The 11,886-nt window shown below is 58.1% G+C and carries 13 protein-coding genes; 12 read left to right on the forward strand and 1 reads right to left on the reverse strand.

The window, feature by feature from the left end; all coding sequences use genetic code 11:
• Positions 1-48: 48 nt before the first annotated feature.
• Complete coding sequence (gene pobA / locus CU102_RS10820; protein WP_106711113.1) at positions 49-1,221, forward strand: 4-hydroxybenzoate 3-monooxygenase; 1,173 nt, start codon at positions 49-51, stop codon at positions 1,219-1,221.
• A gap of 12 nt (positions 1,222-1,233) precedes the next feature.
• Here pobA and pcaQ read toward each other — a convergent pair whose 3' ends face one another.
• Positions 1,234-2,157 carry a pca operon transcription factor PcaQ gene (gene pcaQ, locus CU102_RS10825; protein ID WP_106711114.1) on the reverse strand — a complete coding sequence of 308 codons (924 nt, stop codon included), beginning with the start codon at positions 2,155-2,157 and terminating at the stop codon, positions 1,234-1,236.
• A 100-nt stretch (positions 2,158-2,257) separates the two neighbouring features.
• Between pcaQ and pcaD the strand changes: the two genes are divergently transcribed.
• The 11 genes from pcaD (at position 2,258) to efeU (ending at position 11,836) form a co-directional block, all read left to right on the forward strand.
• Entirely contained in the window at positions 2,258-3,064 is an 807-nt protein-coding gene (gene pcaD / locus CU102_RS10830; RefSeq protein ID WP_106711115.1) for a 3-oxoadipate enol-lactonase, read from the forward strand.
• Positions 3,061-3,465 (forward strand): 4-carboxymuconolactone decarboxylase, encoded by a 405-nt coding sequence (gene pcaC / locus CU102_RS10835; protein WP_106711116.1) that lies wholly within the window; start codon positions 3,061-3,063, stop codon positions 3,463-3,465. Before pcaD ends, pcaC begins: the two co-directional genes overlap by 4 nt.
• 11 nt (positions 3,466-3,476) lie before the next feature.
• Complete coding sequence (pcaH, locus tag CU102_RS10840) at positions 3,477-4,217, forward strand: protocatechuate 3,4-dioxygenase subunit beta (RefSeq protein ID WP_106711117.1); 741 nt, start codon at positions 3,477-3,479, stop codon at positions 4,215-4,217.
• A complete protein-coding gene (gene pcaG / locus CU102_RS10845) occupies positions 4,217-4,831 on the forward strand; it encodes a protocatechuate 3,4-dioxygenase subunit alpha (protein WP_106711118.1) in 615 nt (204 codons plus the stop codon). The genes pcaH and pcaG overlap by 1 nt, the downstream gene beginning before the upstream one ends.
• A gap of 3 nt (positions 4,832-4,834) precedes the next feature.
• Positions 4,835-5,908 (forward strand): 3-carboxy-cis,cis-muconate cycloisomerase, encoded by a 1,074-nt coding sequence (locus CU102_RS10850; protein ID WP_106711119.1) that lies wholly within the window; start codon positions 4,835-4,837, stop codon positions 5,906-5,908.
• Positions 5,909-6,027: 119 nt separating this feature from the next.
• Complete coding sequence (locus CU102_RS10855) at positions 6,028-7,200, forward strand: ABC transporter substrate-binding protein (protein WP_106711120.1); 1,173 nt, start codon at positions 6,028-6,030, stop codon at positions 7,198-7,200.
• Positions 7,201-7,244: 44 nt separating this feature from the next.
• Positions 7,245-8,108, forward strand: coding sequence for a branched-chain amino acid ABC transporter permease (locus tag CU102_RS10860; protein ID WP_106711121.1), 864 nt, complete (start codon positions 7,245-7,247; stop codon positions 8,106-8,108).
• The gene (locus CU102_RS10865; RefSeq protein WP_106711122.1) at positions 8,105-9,115 is read left to right on the forward strand and encodes a branched-chain amino acid ABC transporter permease; all 1,011 of its coding nucleotides are present in this window, start codon (positions 8,105-8,107) and stop codon (positions 9,113-9,115) included. Before CU102_RS10860 ends, CU102_RS10865 begins: the two co-directional genes overlap by 4 nt.
• Positions 9,112-9,876 (forward strand): ABC transporter ATP-binding protein, encoded by a 765-nt coding sequence (locus CU102_RS10870; RefSeq protein WP_106711123.1) that lies wholly within the window; start codon positions 9,112-9,114, stop codon positions 9,874-9,876. Before CU102_RS10865 ends, CU102_RS10870 begins: the two co-directional genes overlap by 4 nt.
• On the forward strand, positions 9,857-10,576 hold the full coding sequence (locus CU102_RS10875) for an ABC transporter ATP-binding protein (protein WP_106711305.1): 720 nt from the start codon (positions 9,857-9,859) through the stop codon (positions 10,574-10,576). The genes CU102_RS10870 and CU102_RS10875 overlap by 20 nt, the downstream gene beginning before the upstream one ends.
• A gap of 417 nt (positions 10,577-10,993) precedes the next feature.
• Entirely contained in the window at positions 10,994-11,836 is an 843-nt protein-coding gene (gene efeU / locus CU102_RS10880; RefSeq protein ID WP_106711124.1) for an iron uptake transporter permease EfeU, read from the forward strand.
• The last annotated feature ends 50 nt before the right edge of the window (positions 11,837-11,886 follow it).

Raw genomic sequence — 11,886 nt, forward strand, 5'->3', positions numbered from 1 at the left:
CTGCCGCCGTGCGGCATAGGCTTATGCGATCATTTGTTGGGAGGCACAATGCGCACTCAGGTTGCAATCATTGGATCGGGACCCGCTGGGCTATTGCTTGGCCAGCTTCTGACCGGCACGGGTATCGACAATGTCATTCTCGATCGCGTCAGTAAGGACTACATCCTCGGCCGCGTACGTGCCGGAGTGCTGGAGGAAGGGACTGTCAGACTGCTCGACGAAGCGGGTGCAAGCGAACGGCTGCATGCTGAAGGATTGCTGCACAGCGGATTCTCTCTGGCCTTTGACGAACGCAACCATCGCATCGACCTCGCGGGCCTGACCGGAGGTAAACACGTCACGGTTTACGGCCAGACCGAGGTCACGCGGGATCTCATGCACAAGCGGGAGAGCGACGGGGCAAGGACGATCTATGCGGCAGACAACGTCGCTATCCACGACTTCGGTTTGAACAGGCCATTCGTGACATATGAAAGCGGCGGCAGGACCCACCGCATCGACTGTGATTTTATTGCTGGATGCGACGGGTTTCACGGCGTCAGCAGACGATCTGTCCCTGAAAGCGCGATCGGCACATTCGAGCGCGTCTATCCTTTCGGATGGCGCGGCGTGCTGGCAGAGGTGCCACCAGTTTCGCATGAATTGATTTACGCCAACCATCCGCGGGGCTTTGCCCTTTGCTCCATGCGTTCGGCGACGCGAAGCCGCTATTACGTGCAATGTTCCCTGGATGACAGAGTTGAGGACTGGTCAGATGATCGGTTCTGGGACGAGTTGCGGCGCAGATTGCCAAAAGAAGATGCGGAAGCGTTGACGACTGGCCCTTCATTCGAAAAGTCTATCGCACCGCTCCGCTCCTTTGTCGCTGAACCCATGCGATTTGGCCGTTTGTTCCTTGCAGGCGATGCTGCCCATATCGTCCCGCCAACCGGAGCCAAGGGGCTCAACCTGGCGGCAAGTGACGTCCATTATCTGTTCGAAGGCTTGCGTGATCATTATGCCGACGGGACGATGGCGGCGCTCGACGCCTATTCCCAGCGCGCGCTGCAAAGAGTGTGGAAGGCCGTGCGCTTTTCCTGGTCGATGACGATGCTGTTGCACCGTTTCCCGGATACTGGCGCGTTTGGACAGAAGATCCAGCACGCCGAACTGGACTATCTGGTGCATTCTCGCGCTGCATCGACAGCTTTGGCCGAAAATTACGTCGGGCTCCCTTTTTAGAGAAGGTTGGTATTAACCGGCTCGCACGCTGTTTGCTGCCTCGCGGATCGTTTGCATAAGGATCAACAGCGGAAGAGACGGCGTTATATCCGCACGCGTTGTCAGCCCGACCGGTCCTTTTGTTTCCGTTGTGTCAATGGGAAGCAAAGCGAGCGCGCCGTCCTCGACATCGCGGGCGACCACGCCCAATGAGATGATCCACACGGCGTTCTTCGAGCGGACGAAAGCGCGGCCAAAGGCATCAGACACGGTTTCGATCTGTTGCGGCAGCTTGGCGACGCCATTGGCGATGAGAAACCGGTCGACAAAGGGGCGGATGACGGATGCTCGCGTCGGCATCAATACGGGAAATTCAGCGAGGCGGGCAAAGATGTCCCCATGTGCGTGCATCAAAGGATGCCGGGCGCTCACGGCGAAAACCACCTGTTCGGAGTAGAGATGTTCAAAGGCAAACCCGGTCATCTTCTCCGGAGCGGCAAGCCGCCCGACCACGAGATCGAGATCGCCGAGCCGCAACTGCTCCAACAGGACAGCATTCTCGCCAGTGACGATCTTCAACCGGCTCTGGGTTTTCTCCTGCAGAAACAGGCTTATTGCTTCAGGCATAATCCGGGTGGAGACTGTAGGCAATGCGCCAATCCGGACCGGTATTCCCTCACCAGACTGCTCATTGGTGACGGAATCGATGCCTTGCCGCAATGCGGTGATGGCAGCGCCGGCGTAACGAAGGAAGACTTCGCCGTAGCGGGTGATCCTGATGCCGCGTCCGTCCCGCTCAAAAACGGAGACACCCAAAGCTTCTTCCATCTCACGGATAGTTTTGGTGACGGCCGGCTGGCTGATATTAAGAATGGAGGCAGCCTTCATCACACTCTTTTGGCGCGCGACTTCCAAAAATGTTTGAAGGTGGCGGAATTTGATGCGGCTGTCGATCATCGCTTTTCATAACCCATGGGTTAAGGGAATGTGCTAAGATATCATTTTACTGAACCAAATGTATATTCCATTGTCACTCTTGCAGATTGGGAGGATTTCTGTGCAATTCGCTTCTATCAACGGCATCACGCTGCACTATCAGTTGATCGGTGCGCCTGAAGGCAGACCGGTCCTGGTCTTTGCCAACTCGCTTGGCACCGATTTGCGCATCTGGCGCGACGTTATCCTTCGTCTTGTCGGCGATTTTGCCATCGTCACCTATGATATGCGCGGGCACGGCCTATCCGATCTTGGCAAGCCGCCTTATTCCATCGATGACCATGTTGGTGATCTTGCCGGGCTTCTCGATTATCTGGAGGTCAAGAGCGCAGTCATCTGCGGTCTCTCAGTTGGGGGGCTCGTGGCGCAGGGCCTATACGCGACGCGACCGGATTTGGTGCGGGCATTGATCCTCTGTGATACGGCGCACAAGATCGGCACAGCCGAAGGCTGGGCCGCGCGCATTGCAGCAGTCGAGAAGGATGGGATCGAATCCATCGCCGACAACATCTTCAAGCTCTGGTTCACGCCGACTTTTCACGCCCAGCGCCGAGATGAGCTTGCGGGTTATCGCAACATGCTCGTCCGCCAACCGGTTGACGGTTACATCGGCACCTGTGCCGCAATCCGCGACGCTGATTTCACCGAAGCTGCGTCGCGAATTGCAGTTCCGGCAATTTGCGTTGTCGGCGATCAGGATGGTTCCACACCGCCAGACGTTGTGCTGGAGCTTGCCAAACTCATCCCCCGCGCGCGCTACGAGGTGATCAAGGCTGCAGCGCACATTCCCTGTGTCGAGCAGCCCGAAGCGCTCAGTGCCGTGATGCGGGCCTTCATCGATGAATTCCAGCTTGGAGGAAAATCATGACGGGTGCGGCCGTTCAATCTCGCCGCTATGCCGAGGGCATGGAGACGCGCAGGATCGTATTGGGCGATACCCATGTCGACAATGCCGAGTTGAACAAAACAGATTTCGACAAGCCATTTCAGGAGTTGATCACGGAAGCCGCCTGGGGGCATGTCTGGTCGCGTCCTGGCTGGAGCAAGCGGGAACGCTCGATCGTGACAATCGCCCTGCTGGCGGCACTGGGGCAAGATGAAGAATTGGTCATGCACATCCGGGCCACGGCCAATACGGGCGCAACGAAGGATGATATTTGCGAGGCGCTGCTGCACGTCGCGATCTATGCGGGTGTGCCGGCAGCAAATCACGCGATCAAGCTGGCCAAACAGGTCTACAAGGAATTGGAAGCTGGAAAGGCAGCGTGACGGAGGCGGCAATGTCCAACAGGAAACCGGAAACCGGTGCTTTTTTCCAGCGCGACAGGCTGTGGCACCCGCCGGCCTATACGCCGGATTACAAGACAAGTGTCGTGCGTTCACCGCAGCGGGCACTTCTTTCATTTGATAACACATTGTCGGAGATCACCGGCCCGGTGTTCGGCCATTCCATTCTTGGTGAACTCGACAACGATCTCATCCACAATTTTGCCAAGCCGGGCGAAAGTGCCATCGGTCAGCGCATCATCGTCCATGGGCGTGTGATCGACGAGCGCGGCAAGGGCGTTGCTGGTGCGCTGCTGGAATTCTGGCAGGCAAATGCCGGTGGCCGCTACCGGCACAAGCGCGAAGGATATATAGCGCCGCTCGATCCGAACTTCGGTGGATGCGGACGTACGATCACCGACGAGGACGGCCATTACCGGTTCCGTACTGTCAAGCCAGGCGCCTACCCCTGGCCGAACGGCGTGAATGACTGGCGTCCCGCCCACATCCATTTTTCCGTCTTTGGTCACGGCTTCGCACAACGCCTGATCACCCAGATGTATTTCGAAGGTGACCCGATGATCTGGAAATGCCCGATCGTCAGATCGATTCCGGACAAGACGGCCATCGAACAGCTCATTGCTCCTCTCGATATGAACAATACGATCCCGATGGATGCCCGCGCCTACAAGTTCGACATCGTGTTGCGCGGCCGCCGCTCGACACTGTTCGAGAACCGCATGGAGGGCAACTGATGGTCCAGCAATTGGGGTTCCTCAAAGAAACACCGTCGCAAACGGCGGGGCCATACGTTCATATTGGCTGCACGCCGAATTTCTCAGGCATTACAGGTGTTTACGAGGCTGATCTCGGCGTTGCCATGGTCAATGACAAGACGCTTGGCGAGCGGATCACCATTCGCGGCCGTGTTTTTGATGGAACCGGAACGCCGTTGCGCGACGCCTTGCTTGAAATATGGCAGCCAGACAGCAATGGGCTCTACAACAGCCCGTCGGAATTGCGTGGTGCGGCCGATCCGAATTTTACCGGATGGGGCCGCTGCCCGACCGATATGGAAACCGGCGAGTATGTTTTCGAAACAATAAAGCCGGGCCAGGTTCCATACAAGGATGGGCGGCTGATGGCGCCTCATGTCTCGGTCTGGATTGTTGCTCGCGGCATCAATATCGGATTGCAGACGCGGATCTATTTCGACGATGAGAAAGCGGCCAATGACCAGGACCCGATTCTGATGCGGATCGAGCACAAAAACCGTGTGCCCACTCTGATCGCAAAGCGCGACGGATCGAGCTATCTCTTTGATATTCATCTGCAAGGCGACAAGGAAACCATCTTTTTCGATGTGTAAGCGATGAGCATATGTCCTTTCGACCACCCGTATCTGTCGGGACTGATCGGCGATGAAGAGGCCACTCGGTGGTTCTCTGTCGAGAATGACATTGCTGCGATGCTGGCGTTCGAATCCGCGTTGGCGCAGGCGGAAGCTGCCGAGAAGGTCATCGATTATGCGGCGGCTGAGACGATCACAAATGCATGCAAGACGTTCGTCCCGGATATCGCTGCTTTGAAATCGGCGGTTGCAAAAGATGGTGTTGTTGTCCCGGAACTTATCCGCCAACTGCGCGGCACAGTTCCAGCAGAATATCGTACATCCCTGCACTTGGGCGCCACCAGCCAGGACGTCATCGACACCAGCCTGATGATTCGGCTCAAGCCAGTGCTTGTATGCTTGAATGAGGGCTTGTCGGATATTTTATCCGAGCTCGATCGGTTGGAAAGAGCGTTTGGAAACAATGGGTTAATGGGGCGCACCCGCATGCAGGCGGCCGTTCCGATCACAGTGCGTGACCGTATAGAGGCCTGGCGCGGACCGTTGTCAAGGCATCGCCAAAGGCTTGATGGGCTCAGGCAGAATTTCCCCGTCATTCAATTCGGGGGCCCCGCGGGAACGCTGGACAAGCTGGGGGATAAGGGGTCGGCGGTCCGCGAGCGAGTGGCCGCAATACTTGGTCTGAAAGGCCTGCCGCAATGGCACAATCAGCGCGACATGATCGTAGATTTCGCCGATCTGCTGTCACAGGTTTCGGGTTCTCTTGGCAAGATCGGCCAGGACACATCCCTCCTTGCGCAGGAGGGCGATGAAATTGCCCTGGAAGGCGGCGGCAAGTCGTCTGCCATGCCGCATAAGCAGAACCCGGTCCTTGCCGAGCTGCTCGTCTCGCTCGCCCGTTACAACGCCACACAGATTTCAGGCATGCACCAGGCGCTGATCCACGAGCAGGAACGCTCGGGTGCGGCCTGGACCCTGGAATGGATGATATTGCCGTCGATGGTCACGACCACGGTAACCGCCCTGCGTTCTGCAACTGCGTTGCTCGGCTCAATCATGAGTTTGGGAGAGGGTACCAATGCAAGCGGCGTATGAGCACTTGGCGCAAGTGCGGAATGCCGCGAGGCGCGTCTCAGATTTTTGATAGGTGAAATTTCGACCATGATCGCGGGAGACATGGTCTGGCAAAACGAAAGTTGAAAGAGGGAGGAAACATGAAAAAGCTCATACTGGCGGCAGCTGCATCATTGCTGATGACTGCGAGTGCCTATGCAGAGGTGATCAAGGTCGGGGTCGTCGGTCCGTTCTCGGGCCCGTTCGCAATCCAGGGCAAGAATTTCAAGGCAGGCATCGACGCCTATCTCGCCGAGCACGGCAACAAGGTCGGCGAGAACACGATCGAGATACTCTACCGGGACGTGCCGCAACCTGATCCAGCCCAGTCGAAGGCACTGGCGCAGGAACTGGTGGTCAAGGAAGGTGTGCAATACCTCGCCGGCTTCTACTTTACCCCGGACGCAATGGCGGTGACGCCGCTGCTGAAGCAGGGCAATGTGCCGATGGTCATCATGAATGCGGCCACTTCTGCGATCGTCACGAAGAGCCCGCTGGTCGTGCGGACGTCGTTCACGACGTGGCAGACATCCGCTCCCATGGCGAAGACTGCGCGCGAACGCGGTGTCGAAAAGGCGATCACCGTTGTCAGCGATTACGGCCCCGGCGTTGATTCCGAGACCGCCTTCAAGACCACCTTCGAGAAGGAAGGCGGCACCGTCGTCGAATCCATCCGCATGCCGCTGTCGACCAACGACTTCAGCCCGATCATGCAAAGGGTCCGCGATTCCGGTGCGCAGGCGGTCTTTGCCTTCCTGCCGTCCGGGCCGACCACACTAGGTTTCGTCAAGGCCTATAATGAGAATGGTCTCAAGCAGGCCGGCATCCAGTTTCTCGCACCCGGTGACCTGACACAGGAATCCGATCTTCCGGCCATCGGCGATGCAGGCGTCGGCATCCTGACGACCTTCCATTATTCGATTGCGCACGATTCTCCGGAAAACAAGGCATTTGTCGCCGCGGCGCAAAAGGCGATCGGCAATCCAGCGGAACTCTCCTTCCCGTCGGTCGGCGCCTATGACGGCATGTTTGTCATCACCAAGATGATCGAGGCAACCGGTGGCAAGCAGGACGCAGAGAAGGCGGTCGAAGCCGTGAAAGGCCTTGCCTGGGAAAGCCCGCGCGGACCCGTGTCGATCGATCCTGAAACGCGTCACATCACCCAGAACATCTATCTGCGCGAGGTCGCCAAGGGTGATGATGGCGGCTACTACAACAAGGAAATCAAGACGTTTGAAAAGCAGCCTGATCCCGGTCTGGCCGCCGCGAAATAACGGGAGCGGGATGCGGTGCCGATAGTTTCTAACAGGATGATCTGATGCAGACCTTCTTCAGCATTGGCGTCGATGCGCTTGCCTATGGGATGATCCTGTTCGTCATTTCTATCGGCCTCTCGGTGACGATGGGGCTGATGCGGGTGGTTAACCTTGCCCACGGCGCCTTTGCCATGATCGGCGGCTACATCGCGTCCTATGCGGCGCGGGATCTCGGCCTTGCCTATGGTCTGGCGGTGATCCTGGCTGTCGCCGGAACCATCATCATCGCCATCCCGCTCGAGCGGTTCCTCTACCGGCGCATTTATGGTGCGCCGGAGCTGACGCAGGTCCTGATGACGATCGGCATCACCTTCTGCGTTATAGGCATCGCCAATTATGTTTTCGGGCCAACGCTGAAGACTATCCCCCTCCCCCCGGATTTGCAGGGGCCGGTCGACCTCGGTTTCCGCACGATCGCTGCGCACAAGCTCTTCGCCATCTTCTGCGGTGTCGCCGTCGCTCTCGGGCTTTGGTATCTGATCGAACGCACCTCCTTTGGTGTCAAACTGCGCGCTTCGGTGGATAATACGGCGATGGCGGCGGCGCTCGGCGTCCGCACCAAGATCGTCTACGCAGCAAGCTTTGCGTTGGCTGTCGGTCTCGCCGCCTTTGGCGGAGTGATCGGCGCTGAGCTGCTCCCGGTCGAGCCCTATTACGCCCTGCGCTATATGGTGACATTCCTTGTGGTGGTTTCGGTTGGCGGAGCCGGCTCCATCCCTGGCGCCTTGATTGCCTGCCTGCTTCTTGGGGCCATAGACACCACAGGCCGTTATCTCGTGCCGGAATACGGCGAATTCTTCTTCTATCTAGCAGTGATCGCGATCGTGTGGGTATTTCCGCGTGGATTGATGGGGCGAGCGAAATGAGCATCACCAACACATCGGCAACGATCATCCAGCCGCTACCCGCGGCGAGCAGCAACTGGCTGCGCGATCTCGTTGGCATCGCCATCATCCTGGCTGCGGCCATAGTTGGGTACTTTCTCTTTCCCAACAATCTGGCGCTGCTGACACGCATGATCGCCATCATGCTGTTTGTGCTGTCGCTGGACCTTGTCACCGGCTATTGCGGCGTCGCGACGCTCGGTCATGCCGCGCTCTTCGGAGCCGGCGCCTATGCAGCCGGTATTGCTGCGGCACATTTCGGGGTAACCGAACCAATCACCATGATTGCCATAGGAGCGGTGGGAGGCGCGGTCGCCGGGCTCGTTTCAGGAGTCGTCATTTTGCGCGGCCATGGATTGGCGCAACTCGTCCTGTCGATAGCGATCATCCATCTTTTCCACGAGGCGGCCAACAAGGCGTCCAATTATACTGGCGGCAGCGATGGGCTGGCAGGCATCACACCCGATCCCATCCTTGGCCTCTTCGAATTCGACCTGTGGGGCCGTACCGCCTATGTGTTCGGAATCGTCCTCCTGATTGTCATCTTTGTCCTGTTGCGCATTCTCGTACGCTCGCCGTTTGGCTTGCTTTGCCGCGGTATCCGGCAGGACCCTGTCCGTGTTAGTGCGATGGGCGCGTCGGTGAAACGGACTCTTATAAAGATGTACGTGATATCCGGGGTCGTGGCCGGAATTGGCGGCGCATTCAACGCCGTATCGACGCAGGTCGTCGGTCTCGACAGCCTGAGCTTCACCAATTCTGCCGAGGCGCTGGTCATGCTGGTGCTTGGCGGGGTGGGCACGCTCTTCGGCGCACTGATTGGCACCATCGTCTTCATTGGGGTTGAAGATTTTGTCTCCGCTGCCAATCCATTTCATTGGCTGACGATTGTCGGGGCACTGCTGATCGCTGTGGTTCTGTTTGCACCGAAGGGCCTCTACGGTACTGCCGCTGCACTTGTGGAACGCTACAGGAAGGGCGGCAAATGACGGCGCTTTTTCAAGTCGACCGGCTGAAGAAGTCCTTCGGAGGGCTGGACGTGACGCGCGATGTCTCGCTGTCACTGCAAAAAGGTGACCGGGTGGCGCTGATCGGCCCGAACGGCGCCGGCAAGACCACCTTTGTCAATCTGGTGACAGGCCATTTGCGACCCAATTCCGGCAAGGTGTTGATGGATGGAGAGGACATTTCCACGTTTAATCCGATGCTGCGTGTCAGGGCCGGGCTCGTGCGCTCATTCCAGGTGACGCGGCTTTTTGCCGATATGACGCCGGAGCAGCATGTGGCACTGGCAATTCTGCAGCGGGAGGGTAAATCCGGCCGGGTCGCAGGAACGTTCCAGGCCATGCCGGACGTGATGCGCGAGACCTATGCAATCCTGGAGACGCTCAATCTTGTGGGGCTGGCACGGACGCCGGTCAGCGAGATCGCCTATGGCCAGCAGCGCCTGCTTGAAATCGCCTTGGCAATGGCGTTGCGGCCAAAGGTGCTGCTTCTGGACGAACCGGCTGCAGGCGTGCCCCACAGCGATACATTCCTTATCGAAAATGCCCTGGCACAATTGCCGGATGACCTGGCTGTCCTGATGATCGAGCACGACATGGATCTCGTCTTCCGCTTTGCCAGACGGGTGATCGTGCTGGCGGCCGGAGAAATCATCTTCGACGGGTCGCCGCGCGAAGTCACCGAAGATGCGCGGGTGCGCGAAGCTTACTTGGGGAGCTATGGGCATGCCAGCAGCGCGGCTTGAGATCAAAGAGCTGAGCGCCGGTTACGGGCCGACGCGTGTCATCGAAAACGTCTCCTTTACTGCTGAGGCAGGTTCACGCATTGCCGTCCTTGGCCGCAATGGGGTGGGCAAGACCACATTGTTTGCCACCCTCGCCGGTCAGACCAGACGCTATGACGGCACGATCAGACTGGGTGACGTGGATCTGACCTCGATGGACAGCGCAAGCCGCGCCTGGAACGGACTTGGCTTCGTGCCGCAATCGCGCGCCATCTTTCCTTCGCTGACTGTCGAGGAAAATCTGTTCGTCGGGCTGAAGGGCCGCCCACGTAGCGCGTTGCGGGAAGCCTATGACATGTTTCCCCGGCTCTATGAGCGGCGCGCGAATTCCGGGGCGAAGCTCTCGGGCGGGGAGCAGCAAATGCTCTCCACCGCCCGCACGATCCTCGGCAAGCCGACTGTGCTCTTGCTGGATGAACCGCTTGAAGGTTTGGCGCCGGTCATTTGCGAGGAATTGATGGCGGCGTTCTCGCGCCTTGCTTCCAACGGCGAAATGACCATCCTGCTTGTCGAACAGCGCATACAGAGCGCTCTCGACTTCGCCGAACGGGTCATCATCCTTGAACGCGGCCGTATCGTCTGGGATGGCACGTCGGAACAGCTCGCGGCTGATCGCGATACGGTCGATCAGTTGCTGGGTGTGGCGAGTGTCGGACACTAGGGTCTGTTGATATTCACGCCATGACGGCCTGCAAATGGCGCTTCTCTGCGATCCGGTGCTCATGAACCGAAAAGTTCACTGCGCTCCGGTTCTCGAAAATCACCATTTTCGGCGCGCCCTGACGCGAATCTCAACAGACCGTTGCTTCATTGCCCTCCCCCCCAAGAGAGGGTAGTTGCCCGATCCAAAATTGTGCAATCCATGCGGCAGCGGGCCTGTGCATTTCTATTCCAGGTCGCATCCGATAGTGGATAAAAGTACTCAACATACGGAAATAATTGACAAATTTCCTCCGGTTATTGATTAGAATTCTTCTAATATATTGTTATTGCTTCGTTTTTCGCGACGGTCTATGACTTCCCCGACGCCACACGCGTCCGATAAGGACGCCAAGATTGGCGCCGGGGACTTTGATAGATGCTTGTTCCATTTCTGATCATGCTTCGCGAGGGTATTGAGGCCGCACTCATCGTCGGCATCGTCGCGAGTTATTTGAAGCAGACTGGACGAGACGCCTGGATGCCTGCCGTCTGGGTCGGGATCCTGCTTGCCGTAGCGCTTTCGCTGTTCGTCGGAGCGGGACTGCAGATGGTCAGCGCACAATTCCCGCAAAAGGCCCAGGAATTCTTTGAGGCGATCGTCGGGCTGATCGCGGTGGCCGTGCTGTCGTCGATGGTATTCTGGATGCGCAAGGCGGCGCGCTCGATCAAGTCGGAACTCCATGCCTCGATCGATTCAGCGCTTTCCCATTCAACGGGACAGGCTTCGGCGTTGATTGCCTTGGTGTTCTTTGCCGTGGCGCGCGAAGGCCTGGAATCAGTGTTCTTCCTGCTCGCCATTTTCCAGCAAAGCACAAACAATGACGCCCTGCTCGGTGCTGTTCTCGGCATTCTTGTGTCGGTGGTGCTGGGCTACGGTATCTATGCCGGCGGCATCCGAATGAATCTTCGCCGCTTCTTTTTCTGGACCGGCCTTTTCATTCTGTTCGTCGCCGCCGGAATACTGGCTGGCACGCTGCGCCATTTCCATGAGGCTGGCGTCTGGAACAGCCTTCAGACGGTCGTCGTCGACCTGAGCCATGTTTTGCCCGTCAGCAGTCCGTTCGGCACGTTGCTGTCCGGAATGTTCGGCTATCAGGACATGCCGACACTGGGCGAAGTGATTGTCTATGTCGGGTTCCTGGCCATCAGCATCTTCATGTTTCTGCGGCCTGCAGGCGGGCGTGAAACCGCCGCGACGGCGTCGCGACCCACAAACTGATCGGAAAACAGCTTCATGACGCAATCTGCCGGCTCCGCCTCCCCCTCATC

The sequence above is a fragment of the Phyllobacterium brassicacearum genome (assembly GCF_003010955.1).
Classification (GTDB): Bacteria; Pseudomonadota; Alphaproteobacteria; order Rhizobiales; family Rhizobiaceae; genus Phyllobacterium; species Phyllobacterium brassicacearum.